Annotated in this window: 21 protein-coding genes and 1 tRNA gene; 14 read left to right on the top strand and 8 right to left on the bottom strand. The window is 40.1% G+C overall.

Annotated elements, in window-relative coordinates; translation table 11 throughout:
• Positions 1 to 26: 26 nt before the first annotated feature.
• Both DXB63_RS15635 and DXB63_RS15630 read left to right on the top strand, forming a co-directional pair.
• Entirely contained in the window at positions 27 to 2,306 is a 2,280-nt protein-coding gene (locus DXB63_RS15635; RefSeq protein WP_122127332.1) for a cation:proton antiporter, read from the top strand.
• A gap of 41 nt (positions 2,307 to 2,347) precedes the next feature.
• On the top strand, positions 2,348 to 2,770 hold the full coding sequence (locus DXB63_RS15630; RefSeq protein ID WP_122127331.1) for an HIT family protein: 423 nt from the start codon (positions 2,348 to 2,350) through the stop codon (positions 2,768 to 2,770).
• Between the two features lie 844 nt (positions 2,771 to 3,614).
• Here DXB63_RS15630 and DXB63_RS15625 read toward each other — a convergent pair.
• From DXB63_RS15625 to DXB63_RS15610, 4 genes are all read right to left on the bottom strand, one after another.
• Positions 3,615 to 4,037, bottom strand: coding sequence for an RNA-binding S4 domain-containing protein (locus tag DXB63_RS15625; protein WP_122127330.1), 423 nt, complete (start codon positions 4,035 to 4,037; stop codon positions 3,615 to 3,617).
• 5 nt (positions 4,038 to 4,042) lie between these two features.
• Positions 4,043 to 4,606: an aminoacyl-tRNA hydrolase gene (gene pth / locus DXB63_RS15620; protein ID WP_122127329.1), complete on the bottom strand. Its 564-nt coding sequence runs from the start codon at positions 4,604 to 4,606 to the stop codon at positions 4,043 to 4,045.
• A gap of 33 nt (positions 4,607 to 4,639) precedes the next feature.
• Positions 4,640 to 5,248: a 50S ribosomal protein L25/general stress protein Ctc gene (locus DXB63_RS15615; RefSeq protein ID WP_122127328.1), complete on the bottom strand. Its 609-nt coding sequence runs from the start codon at positions 5,246 to 5,248 to the stop codon at positions 4,640 to 4,642.
• A 170-nt stretch (positions 5,249 to 5,418) separates the two neighbouring features.
• Positions 5,419 to 5,829 (bottom strand): PUR family DNA/RNA-binding protein, encoded by a 411-nt coding sequence (locus DXB63_RS15610; protein ID WP_122127327.1) that lies wholly within the window; start codon positions 5,827 to 5,829, stop codon positions 5,419 to 5,421.
• Positions 5,830 to 6,069: 240 nt separating this feature from the next.
• Here DXB63_RS15610 and nusB point away from each other — a divergent pair, with 240 nt between their 5' ends.
• The 5 genes from nusB to DXB63_RS15585 all read left to right on the top strand — a co-directional run bounded on the left by nusB (position 6,070) and on the right by DXB63_RS15585 (position 9,515).
• Positions 6,070 to 6,996, top strand: coding sequence for a transcription antitermination factor NusB (gene nusB / locus DXB63_RS15605; RefSeq protein ID WP_122127326.1), 927 nt, complete (start codon positions 6,070 to 6,072; stop codon positions 6,994 to 6,996).
• Positions 6,997 to 7,047: 51 nt separating this feature from the next.
• The gene (gene yajC, locus DXB63_RS15600; RefSeq protein WP_122127325.1) at positions 7,048 to 7,368 is read left to right on the top strand and encodes a preprotein translocase subunit YajC; all 321 of its coding nucleotides are present in this window, start codon (positions 7,048 to 7,050) and stop codon (positions 7,366 to 7,368) included.
• A gap of 6 nt (positions 7,369 to 7,374) precedes the next feature.
• Positions 7,375 to 8,397: a CdaR family protein gene (locus DXB63_RS15595; RefSeq protein WP_122127324.1), complete on the top strand. Its 1,023-nt coding sequence runs from the start codon at positions 7,375 to 7,377 to the stop codon at positions 8,395 to 8,397.
• Entirely contained in the window at positions 8,387 to 8,974 is a 588-nt protein-coding gene (gene coaE, locus DXB63_RS15590) for a dephospho-CoA kinase (protein WP_122127346.1), read from the top strand. Before DXB63_RS15595 ends, coaE begins: the two co-directional genes overlap by 11 nt.
• A gap of 112 nt (positions 8,975 to 9,086) precedes the next feature.
• On the top strand, positions 9,087 to 9,515 hold the full coding sequence (locus tag DXB63_RS15585; protein WP_122127323.1) for a DUF5606 domain-containing protein: 429 nt from the start codon (positions 9,087 to 9,089) through the stop codon (positions 9,513 to 9,515).
• Between the two features lie 129 nt (positions 9,516 to 9,644).
• Here the strand turns inward: DXB63_RS15585 and clpB are convergent, their stop codons facing one another.
• Complete coding sequence (gene clpB / locus DXB63_RS15580) at positions 9,645 to 12,233, bottom strand: ATP-dependent chaperone ClpB (RefSeq protein WP_122127345.1); 2,589 nt, start codon at positions 12,231 to 12,233, stop codon at positions 9,645 to 9,647.
• A gap of 1,189 nt (positions 12,234 to 13,422) precedes the next feature.
• On the opposite strand from clpB, the gene DXB63_RS15565 reads away from it, so the two are divergent.
• The 6 genes from DXB63_RS15565 (at position 13,423) to DXB63_RS15540 (ending at position 21,378) form a co-directional block, all read left to right on the top strand.
• Positions 13,423 to 14,268, top strand: coding sequence for a peptidylprolyl isomerase (locus DXB63_RS15565; protein ID WP_122127344.1), 846 nt, complete (start codon positions 13,423 to 13,425; stop codon positions 14,266 to 14,268).
• Positions 14,269 to 14,271: 3 nt separating this feature from the next.
• Positions 14,272 to 15,516, top strand: coding sequence for a pitrilysin family protein (locus DXB63_RS15560; protein ID WP_122127320.1), 1,245 nt, complete (start codon positions 14,272 to 14,274; stop codon positions 15,514 to 15,516).
• Positions 15,513 to 16,859, top strand: a complete 1,347-nt coding sequence (locus DXB63_RS15555; protein ID WP_122127319.1) for an MATE family efflux transporter — start codon at positions 15,513 to 15,515, stop codon at positions 16,857 to 16,859. Before DXB63_RS15560 ends, DXB63_RS15555 begins: the two co-directional genes overlap by 4 nt.
• Positions 16,860 to 16,868: 9 nt before the next feature.
• Entirely contained in the window at positions 16,869 to 19,346 is a 2,478-nt protein-coding gene (locus DXB63_RS15550) for an ATP-binding protein (RefSeq protein ID WP_122127318.1), read from the top strand.
• Between the two features lie 68 nt (positions 19,347 to 19,414).
• Positions 19,415 to 20,761, top strand: a complete 1,347-nt coding sequence (locus tag DXB63_RS15545) for a sigma-54 dependent transcriptional regulator (RefSeq protein ID WP_122127317.1) — start codon at positions 19,415 to 19,417, stop codon at positions 20,759 to 20,761.
• A gap of 203 nt (positions 20,762 to 20,964) precedes the next feature.
• Positions 20,965 to 21,378: a hypothetical protein gene (locus DXB63_RS15540; protein ID WP_147332299.1), complete on the top strand. Its 414-nt coding sequence runs from the start codon at positions 20,965 to 20,967 to the stop codon at positions 21,376 to 21,378.
• 83 nt (positions 21,379 to 21,461) lie between these two features.
• Here DXB63_RS15540 and DXB63_RS15535 read toward each other — a convergent pair whose 3' ends face one another.
• The 3 genes from DXB63_RS15535 to DXB63_RS15525 are packed head-to-tail and all read right to left on the bottom strand — an operon-like array spanning position 21,462 to position 23,497.
• Positions 21,462 to 22,130, bottom strand: coding sequence for an RluA family pseudouridine synthase (locus DXB63_RS15535; protein WP_122127315.1), 669 nt, complete (start codon positions 22,128 to 22,130; stop codon positions 21,462 to 21,464).
• A 1-nt stretch (position 22,131) separates the two neighbouring features.
• On the bottom strand, positions 22,132 to 22,878 hold the full coding sequence (fabG, locus tag DXB63_RS15530; protein WP_122127314.1) for a 3-oxoacyl-[acyl-carrier-protein] reductase: 747 nt from the start codon (positions 22,876 to 22,878) through the stop codon (positions 22,132 to 22,134).
• A gap of 22 nt (positions 22,879 to 22,900) precedes the next feature.
• Positions 22,901 to 23,497 carry a TetR/AcrR family transcriptional regulator gene (locus DXB63_RS15525; RefSeq protein WP_122127313.1) on the bottom strand — a complete coding sequence of 199 codons (597 nt, stop codon included), beginning with the start codon at positions 23,495 to 23,497 and terminating at the stop codon, positions 22,901 to 22,903.
• Positions 23,498 to 23,722: 225 nt separating this feature from the next.
• Here DXB63_RS15525 and DXB63_RS15520 point away from each other — a divergent pair.
• Positions 23,723 to 23,795 (top strand) — tRNA-Met (locus DXB63_RS15520).
• The last annotated feature ends 44 nt before the right edge of the window (positions 23,796 to 23,839 follow it).

Below are 23,839 nucleotides of genomic sequence, written 5' to 3'. Positions count from 1 at the left end.
TGCATTGACCAAATACAAGAAAGTCTATGTCTCATTTAGCTCCTTTGATAGCAGACCTTGCATTGATCCTTATCTGTGCAGGTATTATAACGCTGATATTTAAACGCCTAAAGCAGCCTTTAGTACTAGGATATATCGTTGCCGGTTTCGTGGCAGGCCCACATATGCCGTTGACTCCTTCAGTAATGGATGTAGCCAATATACAAACATGGGCGGATATCGGTGTTATCTTCTTACTGTTTGCTTTAGGATTGGAGTTTAGTTTCAAGAAGATAATGAAAGTAGGCGGTACAGCCGTCATTGCTGCTGTAACAATCATTTTCTGTATGATAATGGTCGGGATCTTCGTAGGACTCAGCTTCGGTTGGCATCGGATGGATTGTATTTTCTTGGGCGGTATGCTTGCCATGTCTTCCACTACCATTATATATAAGGCTTTTGATGATTTAGGTTTGCGCAAACAAAAATTTGCAGGATTGGTGCTGAGCATTCTAATATTAGAAGATATACTGGCAATTGTCCTAATGGTGATGCTATCTACAATGGCCGTAAGCAAGAATATTGAAGGGGCAGAGATGCTTGACAGTATCGGAAAACTTGGTTTCTTCCTGATTCTTTGGTTTATAGTCGGTATCTATATCGTTCCCCTTTTTCTGAAACGGATGAAAAAGTTAATGAGCGATGAAACATTGCTGATTGTTTCGCTCGGTCTTTGTTTCGGAATGGTGGTAATGGCATCAAAAACAGGGTTCTCTCCTGCCTTTGGCGCATTCATTATGGGCTCTATTCTTGCAGAAACAATTGAAGCGGAACAAATAGATCGTTTGGTAAAACCGGTAAAAGATTTATTCGGTGCTATATTTTTCGTATCGGTCGGCATGATGGTCGATCCCGCCATGATTGCCGAATATGCCGTACCTATTATTGTGATAACCTTTGCCGTGATATTTGGACAAGCGATCTTCGGAACCTTTGGAGTGCTGCTTGCCGGACAATCTTTAAAAACCGCCATGCAGTCTAGCTTTAGTTTAATGCAAATAGGGGAATTTGCTTTCATCATTGCTTCACTCGGCGTAAGCCTGCACGTCACCAGTAATTTCCTTTACCCGATTGTGGTAGCAGTTTCCGTAGTCACCACCTTCCTTACACCTTATATGATCCGATTGGCGGGTCCGGCATCGGAAAAAGTGGAACATTGGCTGCCAACAAGCTGGAAACAGTTCATGGAACGTTACTCTTCCGGTTCTCAAACCGTAAATCATGAAAATAACTGGAAAAAACTTCTAACGGCAATTGTACGCATCGTAATTATTTATTCCATTTTATCTATCGCCGTAATCACCTTATCGTTCCAATTTATAATTCCATTTTTCCGTGCAAGCCTACCCCAATTCTGGGCTTCCTTACTTGGCGCAGTATTCACAATACTCTGTATTTCTCCTTTTCTGCGTGCCATTATCGTCAAGAAGAATCATTCAATTGAATTTTGTGCACTGTGGGATGACAATCGCTTTAACCGTGCTCCACTCGTATCAACCATTATCCTCAGAATGGTAATAGCCATATCTTTCGTAATGTTTGTCATCGCTAGTCTGTTCAAGGCTTCTATCGGTCTGGCACTTGGAGTAGCTATTTTACTAGTTTGCCTGATGGTCTATTCCCGCAGATTAAAAAAACAATCCATCATGATGGAGCGGACTTTTATACAGAACCTTCGTTTTCGTGACGTCCAAGCCGCCTATTTGGGTAAGCAAAAACCGGAATATGCAGGAAAATTGCTCTCCCGTGATTTGCATCTTACGGACTTTGACGTGCCCGGTACTTCACTTTGGGCAGACAAAACGCTGAAAGAATTAGCTATCGGGCAAAAATATGGAGTGCATATTGCATCTATTCTTCGTGGTAATCATCGGATTAACATTCCCGGTGCATCAACAAGAATCTACCCCGGAGATAAGATTCAGGTAATAGGCACGGATGAGCAGCTAACTGAATTCGGAGAAGAATTGACAGATGCAGCGATAGATCAAAATGAGCCGGATATAGAAAAGCATGAAATGAGTTTAAAACAATTTGTTATCGATAAAGATTCCGTATTTCTTGGTAAGTCTATCCGAGAATCAGGCATCCGGGATAAATATAAATGCTTGATTGTTGGTGTGGAACGTGCTAACGACGCACTGAAGACGCCGGACGTGAACATTCCTTTCGAAGAAGGAGATATTATCTGGGTAGTGGGCGAAAATGACGATGTGTACAAATTGGTTAGTGAAAAAACGGATAATTCCCCATCAAGTGATAAATAATACCATACTTTTACAACATTATAATCTAAAATTATTTTACCATGAGTGATCCTAAAGATTGTTTGTATTGTCAAAATAATGACACCTTACACAGTTTAATGATTGAAATAGCTCAGTTGAGTGTTTCACGTGTATTTCTTTTCAAAGAGCAAACCTACCGTGGCCGCTGCTTAGTGGCTTATAAAGACCACGTAAACGATTTGTTTGAATTGAATGATGAAGAGCGAAATGCTTTCATGGCAGATGTAGTTCGCGTAACCCGTGCGATGGATAAGACTTTCCACCCGACAAAAATAAATTACGGAGCTTATTCCGATAAACTCTCTCATTTGCATTTTCATTTAGCACCTAAATATGTAGACGGACCGGACTTTGGCGGCACTTTCACCATGAATCCCGGTAAAGTTTATTTCACAGATAAGGAATACCAAGAAATGATTGAAGCGATTAAAGCTAATCTTTAGCTCCTAACTCTCAGTTTTTTCTTTTGGCAATAATTAGAAAAGATGGGGCGATAGCCTGTCTAATAGGCTTATCCGTAAACATTAATTCTAATTTTGCATATATTTTTAAATTACTTATTATCACCTTCACCTTATCACTATTTAGACATATACATCTGATAAATAGCATATTGCAGTGCAGGTACTTTTCTTTAGTTGAGAGTTGAGAGTTAAGAATTGAGAGTGAAAGAAGTTTGGATGGGAATCCTAGATTTCAACTCTCAATTAAAGAAAGCCAATGATTCACGGATGACGCGAATTGAGCGAATAAAAACGGAGTTCCTCCATTATTAAACCGATATAATCAGTGTCCTCCGTGAACCAAGTTCTCTTGGTCTATTGTAAAAAAGGTAGCATAATCCATTTTGGAGTGCAGCTCACGAAAATTTACCTTCACTGTAACAAATTGACAATCAACAACAAAGATATAAATAGTGATAAGGTGAAGGCAAATCAAAGTAAAAGTTGAAATAACAGAATCAGCAAAACAAGCAAGCTAAAAACGCCTAAGGGAGTGTCGGCTTACGCCCCCGTAGATGTAAGCCATCGTTCCCTTGAGCGTTAGCCATCGCTCCCTTGTGCGTTAGGTAACGCTCCCTTAGGTAATTTTGAAACGACCATGATGTTTTTTAAAAACACCTTGATGTTTTCTAAAATCATCGGGTTGCTTGAAAAAAACATAAGGACGTTTGTAAACAAACATACGGTCGATTGTTGACAAACTCCTATCGTTTGCAAACAATCGACCGTATGTTGAATGGGAATAAACTTCGTAGAAAAACACTAACCCGAAAAGTCCTTTTCATTAATCTTCATTGTCAAAATCAAAGTCAAAATCAAAATCATCCATAAATTCAGGTTCGGTAAAGTCTTCAAGACTTCGGCGCTCTTTTTTAGTAGGTCTTCCCGTACCCCTTGCCCTATCTACAAATCCGCTTATTTTACTCATCTCCAATAATTCATATTGGTCGGGAGTGGTTACATTTTCCATGTATTCGGATACCAGCTTAGCTCCGACACGTTTCTCAATGGGCTGTACAACTTTAAAAGAATAAGTAATAGGAGGTTTCTTCACTTGAATAACATCTCCCGGTTTAATCATACGTGCGGCTTTAACTTGTGAACCTCCAATCATAACACGTCCTTTTTTGCAAGCTTCGGCGGCAATTGTGCGTGTCTTGAAGATCCGGGTAGCCCACAGCCATTTGTCTATTCTTGCTTCAGCCATATTCTTTATTTCTTATTATATTGGTTCATCGTGATATCAATACCTGCCAAGCAAAAACTTTTCACTATTTCTCCGGCAGTTTCCAAACGCTCATCCATTGTTTTCATATCTTCTTCAGAGAAATGTCCGAGCACAAAATCAATTTGTCCGCCCCTTGGAAAATCATTTCCGATACCAAATCTAAGACGTGCATAGTTTTGAGTACCGAGTGTCGCTGCAATATGTTTCAACCCATTGTGTCCGGCATCACTACCTTTACTTTTAAGACGTAAGGTCCCAAATGGCAACGCTAAATCATCGACAATGATTAACACGTTTTCCAAAGGAATATTTTCTTTTTGCATATAATATCGGACTGCGTTTCCACTCAAATTCATATAAGTAGAAGGCTTCAGCAGAATTAAAGTTCTGCCTTTTACAGACAGAGTTGTGGTTGCTCCATAACGTCCGTCTGTAAAAACAAGATTGGACGCCTTTGCGAGGGCGTCCAATACATTGAATCCTATGTTGTGACGAGTATTTCGGTATTCTTCACCTATATTACCCAATCCTACAATCAAATATTTCATTGAAATTGGTTGTAATCTTTCTTATAAGATTAATTATTTAGCAGTAGCAGCTGCACCTCTTGCCGCACGAGTTAACTTAACAGCGCAAACAACAGCTTCTTTAGCGTTAATCAATTCAAGACCTTCATAAGACAACTCACCTACTTTGATAGTTTTTCCTAATCCCAAGTTACTAACGTTAACTACCAACTTTTCAGGAATAAGATTATACAAAGCTTTCACTTTCAACTTACGAGCTTGAAGAGACAACTTACCACCGGCTTTAACACCTTCTGCCAAACCTTCCAATGCAACAGGAACTTCCATAACGATTGGTTTAGCTTCATCTATTTGATAGAAGTCTACATGAAGAATCGTATCTTTTACCGGATGGAATTGGATATCTTTCATAATAGCGTTCACCATTTTGCCATCGATAGTAAGATCTACTACGTAAATATGCGGTGTATACACCAAATTGCGAAGACTGTCATACGAAACAGTAAAATGTGTTGCAACAGGTTTTCCGTCAGCATCTTTTCCAACTCCATACAATACACAAGGTACTTCGTTGTTTTTACGCATAGCCTTTAAAGCTTTTTTCTGTTCAGAAGAACGTTCTGCAATGTTTCTTGCAGTTCCTTTTAGTTCAAATGATCTCATTTTTTAATTTTTTTGTGTTACTCTAAATTAAGTTTATTCAAATGCTTAATTCACCATCACACGATGTGGTTATATCACACGATGTTTCAAAAGCGGTGCAAAATTACGCTTTCTTTTCGATAAATCAAATATTTAGACGATATAATTAGATTGATCGCTTATCTTTTTATCTAGAAATCAATATCTATTTTTATTTCATCAGCTAAATCTCCGGTAGTTTTTTCCTCTTTCTCCGTGCAATCTTCTTGCATTTCAGTCTCTACCATATCAACTTTTTGGGAAACTTGAGCAGGTTCACCCTGGGTTTCATTAATGAATTCGATAGCCTGATTAAGGCCATTCATGAATTTTTCAAAATCCTCTTTGTATAAAAAGATTTTATGCTTTTCGAAACTAACTTGCGAATCGTCTCCTTCACCGGAAACAATTTTCTTACTTTCGGTAATGGCAAGGAACATTTCATCCTTACGGTTTTTCTTCACATCCAGATAATAAATGCGTTTACCGGCTTTAATAGACTTTGAGAATATAATCTCTTTGTCATTCATTTCAACTGCACTTTTCTTTTTGAATTCTTCCATGTTTCTTTAAAGTAATCTGTTTCTACATTGAAAAGGTTTATAGAGACCTTCCCTAAATCGGGCTCAAAATTGAGTATTTTTTTTAAATAGTCAAAAGAAAAAAGCAGAAACTTCATTGTAAAATCTCTTTTTAATATCCAACAAAAGAAATATTGTATAAAAAATGCAATTTATTTGTCGGTTCTCACTAAAAATATCTACTTTTGCAGCTCGTTAATAAAAGTAATATTCAAGAAAGTTATGATTAACAGAGTTCTTATTCGTCTAAAGATTGTACAGATTATCTATGCCTATTATCAGAACGGAGGCAAGAACCTGGATACCGCAGAGAAAGAGTTGTTTTTTAGCTTGTCAAAAGCATATGATCTATATAATTATCTGTTGCTATTGATGGTGGAGTTGACGAAATATGCCGAAAAGCGAATAGATGCCGCAAAAAACAAATTAGTGCCTACCAAAGAAGAATTAGCCCCTTGCATGAAATTCGTAGACAATCAATTCATAGCACAGTTGGAAATAAACAAGCAACTGAGTGAATTCGTTGTTAATCAAAAGAAAAGCTGGGACAATGAAACCGAATTCATTAAAGATCTGTTCGAAAAAATAAGCGAATCCGATATATATAAGGAATATATGGCTACAAAAGAAACATCTTATGAAGATGATCGTGAATTGTGGCGCAAATTATATAAAAGCTTCATTTTCAACAATGAAACATTGGATCAAGTATTGGAAGATCAAAGTTTATATTGGAATGACGATAAAGAGATTGTGGATACTTTCGTTTTAAAAACAATTAAACGTTTTGAATTAAAGAATGGCGCAAACCAACCTCTACTTCCTGAATTTAAAGATGAAGAAGATCAGGAATTTGCGCGTCGTCTGTTCCGCCGTTCCATTTTGAATGCAGATTACTACCGTCATTTAATTAGCGAGAACACCCGTAACTGGGATTTAGACCGTATCGCTTTTATGGATGTGATTATTTTACAAATTGCATTAGCTGAAATTCTAAGTTTTCCTAATATACCGGTTAGCGTATCTTTAAACGAGTATGTAGATATTGCCAAACTATATAGTACAGCAAAAAGTGGCGGTTTTATTAACGGGACGTTGGATGGAATCGTTAATCAATTAAAAAAAGAAGGTAAATTGACAAAAAACTAATACCTTTGTTTGTTTACTAATTGAATGTAGAAATTAATTAAAAGAAATCTTATGAATTTATTAACTGTATTATTGCAAAGTGCTCCAACGGGTGGTGGTAGTTATTTTTGGATTATGATGATAGCTGTATTTGCTATTATGTATTTTTTCATGATCCGTCCACAAAACAAGAAGCAAAAAGAAATCCAGAATTTCCGTAAGAACCTGGAAGTAGGTCAGAAAATAGTCACTGCCGGAGGTATCTATGGTAAAATCAAGGATATCAAGGATACCACTATTCTTTTGGAAATCGCAGATAATGTAAAAATCACTATTGATAAAAATTCTGTTTTTGCAAGTGCTCCCGATCAAACTCAGGAAGCGTCTAAGTAAAAGAAGATGTTCCGTTTCAAGAACATAAGATATTTTTATACGAAGGTACAACGAAAGATTAAGAACTTTTTGCTCAGTGATAAAAGCAGAGAGTTTTTGGTCTTTTTGTTTTTTTTCATCGTATCAACGGGCTTTTGGTTATTACAAACCCTAAAGAACGATTATGAAACGGAATTTACAATTCCTCTACGCTTAAAAGGCATACCGAATGATGCGGTTTTAACTTCGGAACTTCCCTCCGAATTGAAGATACAAATCAAAGACAAAGGAACTGTTTTATTGAACTACATGTTAGGGCAGAGTTTTTATCCTTTGACACTTGATTTTGATGCTTATAAGAATAGAGGTAATCATGTTCGGATTTATGCACGTGAACTGGAAAAGAAAATTTTAAGTCAGTTAAATGCCTCAACGAGACTATTAGCGATCAAACCGGACACATTAGAATTCATCTATTCTCGTGGCAAAGCTAAAAAAGTACCGGTCTTATTGCAAGGAAACATATCGACAAGCCCGCAGTATTACCTGACAGATACGATTTACTCACAAGATTCTGTTATCGTATATGCCCCAAAATCCATTTTGGACACACTTCAGTACGCAAGAACAGAACCTTTAAATTTAAATAATCTTACTGATACAACCCGGCAGACATTATTATTGGCAAAAATCAAAGGAGCAAAGTTTGTTCCTAATTCAGTCAATATTTTATTACCCATTGACCTTATCACAGAGAAAACGTTGGAAATCCCATTAATTGGCGTAGACTTTCCTGCAGATAAAATATTGCGGACATTTCCGTCAAAAGTAAAAGTCACATTTCAGGTAGGATTAAATTACTTTAAAGATATTCATCCGGATGATTTTATATTAGAAGTTCCTTATAATGAACTATTAAACAATAATTCCGAGAAATATAAAGTGAAGATTAAATCCATGCCGGCAGGTGTCAGTCATATTCGTATTTCTCCGGCAGAAATTGATTATCTGATAGAACAACTTCCTACATATAATAATGATGAAGATTAAAATAGGTATAACCGGTGGCATCGGAAGTGGAAAATCAGTAGTTTCACATTTGCTGGAAATAATGGGAATTCCTGTCTATATCTCCGATATTGAGTCCAAACGACTAACTTTGGAAGATGAGAAAATACGTAAGGAGCTTACCAACTTACTTGGTAATGATATTTACAAAGCAGGACAATTAAATAAAACTCTTTTAGCTTCTTATATCTTCGGAAATCAAAATCATGCGGAACAAGTCAATCAAATAATACATCCTTGCGTTAAAGATGATTTTAGGAGATGGAGTCTCGAAAAAAACAATAATTGCCCGTTTGTAGCTATTGAATCTGCCATTCTTATTGAAGCTGGTTTTTCAGATGAGGTTGATGTAATAATAATGGTTTATGCTCCTTTAGAGCTACGTTTACAACGAGCTATGAAGCGAGACAATTCATCTGAGGAATTGATAAGAAAACGAATTCAAAGTCAGATGGATGATGAAAAAAAAGCGAAATGCGCCCATTATGTAGTTTATAATGATGATGTTACTCCGTTAATTCCCCAGATCCAAACAATTCTTGATCGACTGAAGAGCTAATATACTTTCCTAATATTTGTTTAAAACAAAGTATTTTCCTACGAATACGTTGTATGTCTCATAACTGAATGTTACTTTTGCCACTCGAATACTAAAATATTAAAATATAACTATGTTAAAGACTATTTTATCTATCTCAGGAAAACCGGGATTATACAAACTTATATCTCAAGGTAAAAACATGTTGATTGTTGAGAGTATTACACCGGATAAAAAGCGTATGCCCGCTTACGGAAATGAAAAAATTACTTCTTTGGCCGATATTGCCATGTATACAAATGATTCTGAAGTGCCTTTAAAGGATGTTCTGACTTCATTAAAAAAGAAAGAGAACGGTGCAGTAGCCTCAATTGATCCTAAAAAAGCAACGGTTGATGAACTTCGTGCATATTTCACTGAAATATTACCGGACTATGATCGTGACCGCGTTTACCCGACTGATATTAAGAAATTAATATCTTGGTACAACATTTTAGTCAGCAATAATATTACTGATTTTGAAGATGTAGAAGCCGAAAAGGAAACAACTGAAGCGGAATAAGTTTAAAGATTACAATCAGATATAAAAAATCAGTCCGGATTCGTATAAAATATACTAAATCCGGGCTGATTTCATTGGGGCTCCATACAATGAAAAACATTTTCCTACTCTCTATCTATGCCTTACCTATTAATTTTTAAATATTAATCCGTCTCCGGCAGCATCTACGAGAATCGGTTTGTTACGGTCGACTTCCTGAGCCAGTAATTTGCGAGACAAATCGTTTAATAAGTAACGTTGGATGGCACGCTTTACAGGGCGGGCGCCAAACTCAGGATCATATCCTGTACTTGCAAGGAACTGTACGGCTGCATCAGTCATTTGTAAATCCACTCCATTTTCAGAAAGCATCCGTTTTATTCCATTTATCTGGAGCATTACAATTTGCTCTATCTGTTCTTTGTCCAACGGTAAGAACATGATTGTCTCATCTATACGATTCAAGAACTCCGGGCGGATGGTTTTCTTCAACATAGACATCACCTCTTTCTTTGTCTCCTCAGTGATTACGTCCCGGTTCTCATCGTTCATTTTTTCAAACTGGCTTTGGATATATGCACTGCCCAAGTTTGAAGTCATGATGATAATGGTATTCTTGAAGTTAACCATACGTCCCTTGTTGTCTGTCAAACGCCCATCATCCAACACTTGCAACAAGATGTTGAATACATCAGGATGAGCTTTTTCAATCTCATCAAACAGTACTACGGAATAGGGTTTGCGACGTACAGCCTCAGTCAGCTGACCTCCTTCATCGTAACCGACATATCCCGGAGGAGCTCCGATCAGTCGTGAAACGGAATGTTTCTCCTGATACTCGCTCATATCGATACGCGTCATCAATGTTTCGTCATCAAACAAGTATTCGGCTAATGCTTTTGCCAACTCCGTTTTTCCAACCCCGGTAGTACCAAGGAAGATAAAAGAACCAATCGGTCGTTTCGGGTCTTGTAATCCGGCACGGCTACGACGTACGGCATCAGATACAGCAGCAATAGCCTCGTCCTGTCCTACGACACGCAGATGCAGTTCTTCTTCCAAATGAAGTAGTTTTTCACGTTCGCTTTGAAGCATCTTGCTGACAGGAATTCCCGTCCAACGGGATACTACATCAGCGATGTCTTCTGCATCTACTTCTTCCTTTATCATGGCAGTATCTCCCTGCATTTGATGCAACTCTTTCTGAATTTCATCAATCTCATCATTTAATGCCTGAAGTTTGCCGTAACGTATCTCGGCCACCTTACCATAATCACCCTCGCGCTCGGCTTTGTCGGCTTCAAACTTAAGTTGCTCGATCTGCTGTTTATTTTGCTGAATCTTGTTGACCAGCGTTTTCTCGCTCTGCCATTTTGCTTTCAACGAATTTTCATGTTCTCTTAACTCGGCAATTTCTTTGTTGAGCTGCTTCAGCTTCGGTTCATCCTTTTCACGCTTTATTGCCTCCCGTTCAATCTCCAACTGCTTGATTTTACGAGATATTTCATCCAGTTCTTCCGGTACGGAGTCACGCTCCATACGTAATTTTGCAGCAGCTTCATCCATCAGGTCGATCGCCTTATCCGGCAAGAAACGGTCGGTAATGTACCGATTGGATAATTCCACCGCTGCGATAATTGCATCGTCTTTGATACGCACCTTGTGGTGATTTTCGTAGCGCTCTTTCAATCCCCGCAGGATGGAAATAGTGCTCAAGGTATCCGGTTCATTTACATAGACAATCTGAAAACGACGTTCGAGCGCCTTATCCTTTTCGAAGTACTTTTGATACTCATCCAAAGTAGTTGCACCGATGGAGCGCAACTCACCGCGCGCCAATGCCGGTTTCAGTATATTGGCGGCATCCATTGCCCCCTCTCCTTTTCCTGCGCCGACAAGTGTATGTATCTCATCGATAAACAAGATGATATTGCCTTCCGATTTTGTGACTTCGTTGATAACGGCTTTCAACCGTTCCTCAAATTCTCCTTTGTATTTGGCACCGGCCACCAACGCACCCATATCGAGTGAGTATACTACTTTATCTTTCAGGTTCTCCGGCACATCACCGCGCAAGATACGGTGAGCAAGTCCTTCCACGATTGCCGTTTTGCCTGTGCCCGGCTCACCAATCAAGATCGGATTGTTCTTGGTTCTACGGCTCAAAATTTGAAGCACACGGCGGATTTCTTCGTCACGCCCGATAACCGGGTCTAGTTTGCCGCTACGCGCCGCCTCGTTCAGGTTGATTGCGTATTTATTCAGGGATTGATAGGTATCTTCGCTGGATTGAGAGGTCACTTTCTCACCCTTACGCAGCTCGGTGATAGCGGATTTGAGTTCTTTTTCCGTCATACCCGCATCTTTCAAGATGGTGGACGCAGTGCTTTTCACGTTGAGCAATGCCAGCACTATTTGTTCGAGGGATACATACTCATCGCCCATATCTTTGGCATACTGCGTAGCACGCTGCAACACATCGTTGGCTTCGCGGCTGAGATAGGGCTCGGCTCCCGACACCTTCGGAAGTGATTCGATCTGCTTGTCGAGGACGAGAGCTACTTGCTGCCCGTTCATACCCAGCTTCTGAAAAATGAAGTTGGTGACGTTTTCGCCTACCTTCATCACTCCGGCGAGCAAGTGTACCGGCTCGATAGCCTGCTGTCCATGACTCTGAACTGAGTTCACAGCCTCCTGAACCGCCTCTTGCGATTTAATTGTGAAGTTGTTAAAGTTCATATATTTGTTCTCCTTTCCTATTTTTTCTTCGTCTGTTAAACACTTTATATACTTCAAAAGATTTGCCAAGAAGCTGGCGAAACGGATTTTTTAACCAATTTAACTTTTTGAAGAGACGGAAAGAGTATTCCTGATAGAAGAATACTGCTTTGAGTACGGTGGTCGCTATATATACATAAGGTATCTGTCATTTGTATTTTCAGGTAAGAAATGCTCCCTTCCCATTTTATCCGTAGAAAACAAGACGGGTTTTCAGAGAATGGGAACAGAGGATGAGAACAGCATTGTAAAAGGTTAGTTCGACGAAAATCCCTGCGATTGTGGCACGGAACCCAAAAACGGCAAAATGTCCACCTTCATTTTTACAAATGTCCACTATATTTTTCAAGAATCACTATTTTACGTTTTATAGAGCATATTTATTTTATAAAATGTCCACCTCTTTTTTTAGAATGTCTCCCATTCTTGCTCCGAATCGCCATTATATCTCTTAAGCAGTATATTATATTTTGAAATGTCTCCCCTATTTTCCATAAATGTCCACCATATTTTTTTAGAATCACCGTTTTACGCTTTGTAGAGCATCTTCATTTTATAAAATGTCCCCCTCTTTTTTTGAAATGTCTCCCTTATTACTCTTACATAGTTACAAAATATCGCTCTTATCTGCTCACATTTCACTAAGATGTTAGAAAAAGGTACAACCAACTTACTTTTCAATCCGACTAAGACGCGGACAGCACAGATGATATGCCTAAAAGAAAAAGCATACCGACTTTCCGAATCCTCCGTTTCTGCACATCTGCTAAAGGACAGAATAGAGTGACAGATTGTCATATCCGGTATTCCTATATGCTTACATTTTCCATTCGGATCAAAAAGTATTTTCATCAGGATAAAAAACAGCGAAGCGAGAGCTTAAATATTATCTCCACGAGCATAAAAATTATCATCGCGATGATAATAATTCTACTCGCCATGATAATTATTATCATCGCCATGAAAATAATTATCATCGCGATGAAAATTCGTATAGTTGTAATAATGGCTACAGATATCTGTAGCATCGATTCTTGTACTCTATATGAAAGCATCTTAATTATCGTGACGAGTTCATGTTTTATCCACAAAAAAGTAGTAGATTTGCATGATATTAATCTCTTTTCAGAACAAACAAAATATCATTTATATGAACAAAAAGATAGCTGTTATATTTGCCATTCTGGCATTTGGCTTCATTGCTTGCAGCGCAGATAAAAATAAAAAGAAAAGTAATATGGAAAATCAGAAGGAAACGCTGGTATTGATTGAAACCGGCATGGGAGATATTAAGGTGAAGTTGTATAACGATACACCGAAACATCGTGATAATTTCATTAAGTTGGTGAAAGAAGGTGCGTATGACGGTACTTTGTTCCACCGCGTAATCAAGGACTTCATGATTCAGGGGGGTGATCCCGATTCAAAAAATGCTCCGGCAGGGAAACAACTCGGCGCAGGCGATGTGGGATATACCGTTCCGGCAGAGTTCGTATATCCGAAGCACTTCCACAAAAAGGGCGTACTGGCGGCAGCACGTCAGGGCGATCAGGTAAATCCGAAGAAGGAATCTTCCGGCTGCCAGTTCTATATCGTGACGGGTAAGGTGTACTCCGAAAGTGAGATGCTGGGCATGGAGCAACAGATGAACAAGAACAAACTGACGGCGGCGTTCAACAAATTGGTGCAGCAGCATATGAAGGAAATCTACAAGATGCGGAAGGAAAATGACGAGGACGGATTGTATGATTTGCAGGAACACCTGGTAGCGGAAGCGCAAGTGGAAACGGACAGTCTGCCCGACTTCAAATTTACACCGGAACAGGTAAAAGCCTATACCACTGTGGGTGGAACTCCGCATCTGGACGGCGAGTACACCGTATTCGGTGAAGTTGTAGAAGGTATGGAGGTAGTGAACGCCATCCAAAAGGTGAAAAAGGATCGTGGCGACCGCCCGGTAGAAGATATCAAAATGAAAGTTTCCGTAATCGAATAAAAAATGATAGAAATAGGCAGGCATACACTCGACAACGGTCTGCGGATCGTGCATAGCGAGGATAAAACGACACAAATGGTCGCGCTCAATCTATTATATAATGTAGGCGCGCGCGATGAGCATCCGGATCACACGGGTTTCGCCCATCTTTTCGAGCATCTGATGTTCGGAGGTTCCGTCAATATTCCCGATTATGATTCTCCGCTGCAACAGGCGGGAGGCGAGAACAATGCCTGGACGAACAACGATATTACGAATTATTATATCACGCTGCCCCGACAGAATATCGAGACGGCATTTTGGCTTGAGTCCGACCGTATGCTAAGTCTCGCTTTCACTCCGAGAAATCTGGAGGTGCAGCGCCAAGTCGTGTCGGAAGAATTCAAGCAACGCTATCTCAACCAGCCATACGGTGATATGGGCGCATTGGTTCGCGAACTCGCCTATCGTGTTCACCCCTATCAATGGTGTACCATCGGCAAAGACATTTCGCACATCACACAAGCTACTTTGGATGAGGTAAAGGATTTCTTTTTCCGCTTTTACGCGCCAAATAACGCCATACTTGCTGTGTCGGGCAACATCACGCTGGAAGAGACCATCCGTCTGGCGGAAAAATGGTTCGGTCCGATTCCGCAGAGAGACGTACGTCCCAGAAATCTGCCGCAAGAGCCTGCACAACAAGAAGAACGCCGCTTGTCGGTAGAGCGCAACGTGCCTGCCGATGCTCTCTCCATGACTTTTCACATGGTGGAGCGCACACATCCCGACTATTACGCCTTCGATATGCTCTCGGATATTCTCTCCAACGGACGTTCCAGCCGTTTGGTACAGCATCTGGTGAAGGAGAAGGCGGTCTTCTCCACGGTAGACGCCTACATATCCGGTTCGGTGGAAGCAGGACTTTTTCATATAATGGGCAATCCTGTTCCGGGCATATCCTTAGAGCAGGCGGAAGAAGCTATCCGGCAGGAGTTGGAGTTGCTGAAAAACGAGCCGATAGCCGAAGAAGAGCTGGAGAAAGTGAAAAACAAGTATGAGAGCAATTTCATATTTGCCAACATCAACTATCTGGACCTTGCCACGAATCTGGCCTATTTCGAGCTAATCGGAAAAGCGGAGGACATTAATACGGAAGTGGACAAGTACAGGGCGGTTTCTGCCTCGCAGATAATGAGGGTGGCAAAAGAGACCTTCGTACGCGAGAACAGTTCCACCTTATATTATATAGCGAAAAAAAATACATGAGTCATTTCTTCAATACATATCGAGAACATTACCGGGCGCTGATCTACTTGGGCATTCCTATTGTCATCGGGCAAATCGGTGTCATCATATTAGGATTTGCCGATACGCTGATGATAGGACATCACAGCACGAATGAACTCGCAGCCGCCTCGTTCGTCAACAATATGTTCAATCTGGTGATTATTTTCAGCACGGGATTCTCTTACGGACTCACTCCCATCATAGGCAGCCTGTACGGGAAAGGAGATTTATACGCTGCCGGAAGAGTTTTGAAGAACAGTTTGGCGGCAAACGTCCTTGTGGCGCTGCTGCTCACCGTTGCCATGACGATTCTCTACTTCAACGTAGAAAAGCTGGGGCAGCCGGAAGAACTGATTCCGCTCATCAAACCTTACTTTATCGTGTTGCTCATCTCGCTCGTCTTTGTACTGTTATTTAATGGTTTCAAGCAATTTGCCGACGGCATTACGGACACAAAAACTTCCATGTGGATACTCCTTGGCGGCAATATCTTAAATATCATCGGCAATTACATCCTGATTAACGGCAAGATGGGATTTCCCGAACTGGGTTTGTTGGGAGCAGGCATCAGCACACTGTTTTCGCGTATAATGATGGTAGTAATCTTTGCCGCGATATTCTTTTTCGGCAAACGCTATATACGCAGTCTGGCCGGATTCAAACGGGCGGTGCTGAACAAACCGGATTTCCGGAAGCTAAACGAACTGGGGTGGCCTATCGCTTTCCAGATGGGAATGGAAACAGCCTCATTCAGTCTCAGTGCCATCATGATAGGGTGGCTGGGTACGATTGAGCTGGCGGCTCATCAGATTATGCTTGCCATCTCGCAGATATGTTTCATGATGTACTACGGCATGGGTGCGGCAATAGCCGTTCGTGTGAGCAACTTTAAAGGAAAGGGTGAAATATTAAACGTACGCCGCTCCGCCTACGCCGGATTTCACCTTATCATGGTGATGGCAGTATCGGCTTCCATTCCAATTTTCTTGCTGAGAGACTATTGGGGCGGCTGGTTCACAGACAGCGAGGCGGTCAGCGTAATGGTGGCGAGCCTGATAGCGCCGTTGCTTATCTATCAGTTCGGCGACGGTCTGCAGATAGCCTTTGCCAATGCCTTGCGTGGAATTTCGGACGTAAAGCCGATGATGGTGATCGCCTTTATTGCCTATTTCATCATCTCGTTGCCCATCGGTTACATTTGCGGGTTCGTACTAGACTGGGGCATCGTAGGTGTGTGGATGGGATTCCCGTTCGGGCTGACGAGTGCGGGCATTATGCTGTTCCTGCGCTTCCGGCAACAAACAATGAAGGCATTAAATTAAGAAATAAGTATGCGGAAGGAAAACAAATCAATAAGGGCGAAGGTGACGGTAGGCTATTTATTGCTGACCACATTGTTATTTTTCTCTATATGGTTTGTGTATCAGGAAATGAAGGTATTGGCAGAGCCGGACATTTCCGAAGCCGAACTGGACGCCAAGCGAAAGATTACCAATAACACACTTGCCAAGCTCTATCAGGCAGAAGTTATCGGTCAGTCGCTAAGTGTCGGACGCCTGAATGATTACCCGCTTTACCGCAAGGCGATGCAAGAAGCACTTGCTTCGATCGATACCCTCAAGACTTTCGTTTCCGACTCCGTGCAATCACAACGTGTAGACAGCATCTCCTTACTGCTCAACCGGAAAGAACAAAATATGCTGAGCTTGCTCAAAGCAATGAACGACACGGCAGCGGCGGGCATTTATCAACGAAATATAGAGAAGATTATCTCACAACAGGATTCGTTGCTCAAAGAAGAGCGTGTGCAGAAGAAAGTAGTGGTCCGGCAAAACTCCTATCAGGTACAAAAGAAGCCGAAAGGTTTCTTCAAACGTCTGGCAGAGGCTTTCGCACCCGGAAAACAAGACACCGCTACGGTAACTAACACCTCGCATGAGTACATCACCGACACGTTGGTGCAGGCTTACAATCCGGCGGACACGGTTGCCGTCATCCTGAGAAACATACAGATACAAATAAGCGACAAACGTCAGGAGCACTTGGAATTACTTAGAAACAGGGCAAACAAGCTGCGTTACAACGGTCAAATCCTGTCTGCAAAGATAAACCAGATTCTCCGTGACTTTGAAGAAGAAGAGATGAGCCGCTCACTGGACAAACTGGAGCAGAACCGGATGGTGCGCCAACACTCCATGCGCGTCATCAGTGGAATAGCAATCGGCTCGGCATTCCTAGCCGCTTTGTTTCTGATATTGATATGGCGGGACATAACAAAAAGTAACCATTACCGCCGCGAATTGGAGATTGCCAAACAAAAAGCGGAGAATTTGCTTGTCTCCCGCGAGAAACTGATGTTGACCATCACGCACGACATCAAAGCACCGGTCGGTTCCATTATCGGATATACGGATTTGCTGTCCCGGCTTACGACAGAAGAAAGGCAGCGTTTTTATCTGGATAACATGAAAGCTTCTTCCGAGCACTTGTTGAAGTTGGTCAAAGACTTATTGGATTTCCACAAGCTCGACTCCAATAAGGTGGAGATAAATCGGGTTACTTTCAACCCGCACCAATTGTTTGACGAGATAAAGATTAGCTTTGAGCCGATAGCCGAGAAGAAAAATCTGAGGTTGGATTACCAAATAGCCCCCGAATTAAATGGGCACTACATCAGCGACCCCTTCCGGATACGGCAAATTACGGACAATCTACTATCTAACGCCATCAAGTTTACAGAGGAAGGCAGCATCGGACTGTTTGTTTCCTATCGGGAATCCAAGTTATATCTAACGGTAAAAGATACGGGTAAAGGTATCTCCGACGAAGAAAAGGATAAAATATTTCAAGAGTTCACCCGCCTGAAAAACGCACAGGGAGAAGAAGGTTTCGGATTAGGCTTGTCTATCACTCAGAAATTGGTTGCTTTGTTGGAAGGAACGATAAAAGTAGAGAGCATATCCGGAAAAGGAAGTTCTTTTGAGGTTTGCCTGCCGCTATTCCCGGTTGGTGGAATAATCGAAACTCAAAAAAAAGAGGAAAACGAATCACCGAAAAGTCCCAAACCCACCCGCGCTTTGCTCATTGACGACGACCGTATTCAGTTGGAACTCACAGTGGAAATGCTAAAACAACTAAACGTAGAAGCCGTATGCTGCGAACAACCGGAAGAGTTATTTGAATATTTAAAGAATGAATCGTTCGACATCTTGCTGACGGACGTACAGATGCCTGCCATGAACGGGTTTGAACTATTGGAACTGTTGAGGAGTTCCAATATTCCTCAAGCGAGAAGTATATCCGTTATAGCAGTCACGGCACGGAGTGATATGGATGAGGAGGATTTTAAAGCAAAAGGCTTTGCCGATTGTTTACATAAGCCTTTCTCTTTAAATGAACTAAGCCGTGTCTTTTCAATTCCCGAAGTAGCGCACGAAAACTCCGATAAGGCACAATTGGATACTGATTCCCATGAATTAAAATTCGCAGCACTTACCACTTTCTCGGAAGACGATCCGGCTGCCGCTGCAAAAATCTTGCGAACGTTCGTTTCCGAAACTAGAAATAACCGTGACGCATTACAGACAGCTTTGGATGCTTCAGATGCTAAGCATCTTACCGGATTAGCACACAAAATGTTGCCGCTTTTCAGAATGATAAACGCTACCCGCTGTGTCCAATTTCTTGCATGGCTCGAAGCACACCGCGATGAGGCTTTCAGCGCAGATATGCAAGAGAAAGCTATCTTTGCCTTAGAGGAAATAGATAAAGTTATCGTACAATGCGAGAAGTTCTCAGGATTATGTTAAAAGGTATTAGCGTATTTATCAAAAGAGGAAAAATAACCGTATTTTTGTTCAACTAAAATTTATTAGAAATGGCTGTTTCTATATTAATAGTAGAAGATGATATCACATTCGGAGTAATGCTTAAAACTTGGCTATGCAAAAAAGGCTTTGCTGCCGATACAGCAAGCAATATAGCCCGTGCCCGAAAATCATTGGAATCCGGTCATTTTAATCTTGTACTCTCAGATCTTCGCTTACCTGACGGTGACGGTATTCACCTATTGAAGTGGATGAATGAACATAGTCTGGAGCTCCCTTTAATCATCATGACCGGCTATGCTGACATCCAAACAGCAGTAGAAGCCATCAAATCAGGTGCAAAAGACTACATTTCCAAACCGGTGAATCCGGATGAACTTTTAAAGAAAATCAATGAAGCTTTATCGGACAACGATTCTATTCCCCCAAAACAGTCCGTGAATAAAGGAGAACAGATAAATAATAAAGTTCAGGATAATTTTCTTGAAGGTGAAAGCGATGCAGCCAAACAACTATTCGGTTATGTACGTTTGGTAGCTCCCACAAATATGTCTGTTCTGATAAACGGTGCAAGTGGAACAGGTAAGGAATATGTCGCCCATCGCATTCATCAGTTAAGCAAACGTGCTGATAAACCTTTCATTGCAATTGACTGTGGTTCTATACCAAAAGAGTTGGCAGCATCGGAGTTTTTCGGACATATTAAAGGCTCCTTCACAGGAGCTTTAACAGATAAAACAGGAGCTTTCGTTGCAGCCAATGGAGGAACTATTTTCTTGGATGAAATAGGAAATCTTAGCTATGAAGTACAGATACAACTACTTCGTGCTCTACAAGAAAGACGTGTTCGTCCCGTTGGTTCTACCCAAGAAATGAATGTAGATATTCGTCTAATCTCCGCAACGAATGAAAATCTGGAAGTTGCCATAGAAAAAGGCACTTTCCGTGAAGATCTTTATCACCGTATCAATGAATTCACTCTAAAGATGCCTTGTCTAAAAGATCGAAAGGAAGACATACTTTTATTCGCTAATTTCTTTCTTGATCAGGCGAATAAAGAATTAGACAAGCATCTTATTGGTTTTGACGCAAAAGCTGTTGCCGCCTTACAAGAGTACCATTGGCCCGGTAATCTACGGCAAATGAGGAATGTTGTAAAACGTGCCACACTGTTAGCGCAACAGAACTTTATCTCGATTAATGAATTGGGAAATGAAATTCTTGAAACGCCAACACAGACTATGAGCATTTCCCTACACAATGAAGAAAGAGAAAAGGAACAAATTCTAGAAGCTCTACGCCATACCAACAATAATAAGAGCAAAGCTGCCATGTTGTTGGGCATAGATCGAAAAACACTTTATAATAAACTCAAACTTTATCAGATCGATCTATAATATTTGATATTGTGGAATTATTCCACAATAATTTCTACACATCTCACTATTTTCTACAATCAAACGAATCAGAATATAACCATAACTACCTGTAAATATACACATTAGTAATAAACGACTACTTTGGCACGTGCTTTGAACTTAATTTCTCAGAAGGTAAAACAAGAAAATAGCAAGAACATTAACAATTAAAGCAAATGATTATGAGAAAGTTAGTTTATGTAGCAGTAGTAGGATTAACAATGGGTAGTAGTTTATCTATATTTGCACAAGAACCGGAGAAGAAAGATACAACAGTAGTAAATCCCGAAAATTCATTGGCATTTATGCAGGAGCCGGAGAAAAAAGACACAGCAGTGGTTGAAAGTCCAAGTATTTCTTTTGCTGTGATTCAAGAGCCAGAAAAGAAAGACACTGTAGTAGTTGAAAGCCCAAGTGTTTCTTTTGCCATGGCTCAAGAGCCGGAAAAAAAGGATAGCACTACTGTAGAAAAGCCAAAAGGTGAAGTCGGAACTTCTTATGCTATGGCCCAAGAACCGGAGAAAAAGGAACAATCACAACCTAGTGATTCAATAAAAAAAGAAAAAACGACTTGTCCTGATATGAAGTTAGCGTAACAATTAAGCACAGACGTTTCTATTTGAGAGAGGAAGCCGCAAACCTTAGTATTAGCGAATACTGAGGGCGGCTTTTTTGTTTATTAAGACACAAGTGCTTTCCATAAATTATCATCCGGAACAGGAGCTTCTACCTCTATTACTTTTTTAGAAACCGGATGAATGAAACTTATTTTTCGTGCATGCAAGCAAATACTTCCATCAGAATTGGAACGTGAAGAACCATATTTAAGATCCCCTTTTATCGGGCATCCCATTTTTGCTAACTGACAACGTATTTGATGATGGCGACCGGTCTTTAGATCAACTTCAAGTAAATAATAATTTTCAGAATGGGAAATAAGTTTATAATGAAGAATTGCTTTCTTTGAATTTTTTACCTCTTTATCATATGCATAAGACTTGTTCTGTTTCTCATTGCGTACAAGATAATTAGTAAGTTCTTCCTCTTCTTTTTGGGGACAGTTTTTCACAATAGCCCAATATGTTTTTTTTATCTCGCTATGTTTGAACATTTCATTTAACCTCGAGAGTGCCTTACTGGTTTTTGCAAAAATAACTAATCCACTCACAGGGCGATCCAAGCGGTGTGTTACACCTACAAATACATTTCCCTGTTTATTATATTTCTCTTTCAGATATTGCTTAACAATATCTGAAAGAGGAGTATCTCCGGTCTTGTCACCTTGAACTATTTCCGAACTACTCTTATTGACAATTATAATATGATTATCTTCGTAAACTACAGTCATATTACATATTCATTCCACCGTCTACCTGAATAACTTGCCCTGTGACATAAGATGACATATCAGAAGCCAGGAATGTAGCTACATCAGCAACATCTTCAGGAGTTCCACCACGACGAAGAGGTATTTTCTTACTCCATTCTTCTTTCACTTCATCAGAAAGTTTGGCAGTCATATCGGTAATAATGAATCCAGGAGCAATTGCATTGGCGCGAACACCACGTGAACCTAATTCCTGGGCAATCGATTTGGCTAAACCAATCATTCCAGCCTTAGAAGCTGAATAATTACATTGTCCGGCATTACCATGAACACCAACAACAGAAGCCATATTGATAATACTTCCATTCTTTTGACGCATCATAATAGGAGTACAAGCATGAATGAAATTAAAAGCAGATTTCAGATTCACAGCAATAACAGCATCCCATTGTGCCTCGCTCATACGCATCATCAAACCATCTTTTGTAATACCGGCATTATTTACCAAAATATCAATAGTACCAAAATCATCCTTAATTTGATTAACAACAGTTTCAGTTTCAGCAAAGTTTGCAGCATTAGATGCATATCCTTTGGCTTTTACCCCAAAAGCTTCTATTTCTTTAACTGTTTTTTCAGCATTTTCATCTATAACCAGATCTGTAAATGCAACATTAGCTCCTTCTGAAGCGAATTTTAGAGCAATAGCTTTACCGATTCCGCGTGCGGCTCCTGTAACAATTGCTGTTTTTCCGTTTAATAATCCCATAATTAAAAGTAAATTAAATTATTTATTGACTAATTTCTTTTCTATGTAAAGCTCCATAAACAATGTCTCGTACGTATTTTAAACGCGTTTCGGCATCAAGTCCACTACCTATATGACCACGAATATAAGGTACTTCTATTCCTTTTACACAATAATGTACTAACGTAGCTGTCATACTAACATCATCTATTTCAAAAACGCCTTTGTTTTTTCCTTCCGTTAGTACACTTTTGAATAGAATAATCTCTCTTGCATCAAATTTCTTGCGCACTTTTTCGACTCTCCAAATATCCCGAAAGAAATTAGCACGTAATGTTCCATTTCTATAAACAACTTCTTTCACGGTATCCAGTCGTGTATAAATCATTTCAATCATTTTTTCATCCGGAGAGATATTTTTCTCCGCAACGCTTTGCATAATCTCTGATAATCTGTCAAGTTCAGACTCAACAACAGCCATATAGATTTCATCTTTACTTTTAAAGTAAGTATAGAGAGTACGGCGTCCTTTCTTCGAAGCCAAAGCAATATCATTCATGGTTGTATTCTCAACTCCCATTTTCGCAAAGAGTTGTCGAGCCACATCTACTAATTTTGCTTTCGTTTTGGATACAGTCATAGGTTATTGCACATTGCTTAATAATTTGAGCAAAAGTACAGTTTTTATTGATACTACACAAGAAAAGAAAAATTTAATAAATAAAAAGAGTTAATATTCATAACTGACATAGCTGGTTTACAGCACATTATAGGTTTATTAAAAGTTTACTTGAAAAATATCTCATGAATATATTGCAATTTTAAAATAAAGTCGTACCTTTGCACTCACAAAAGAAATAAACATCGCGGAGTGGAGCAGTTGGTAGCTCGTTGGGCTCATAACCCAAAGGTCGTCTGTTCGAGTCAGGCCTCCGCAACTTTTAAGAGGGTAAATAACTAAAATACAGTTATTTGCCTCTTT

The organism is Bacteroides sp. OM05-12 (genome assembly GCF_003438995.1).
Taxonomy (GTDB): domain Bacteria; phylum Bacteroidota; class Bacteroidia; order Bacteroidales; family Bacteroidaceae; genus Bacteroides.
The sequence above is the reverse complement of the archived record's forward strand: the minus strand, read 5'-3'. Positions and strand labels throughout refer to the sequence as shown.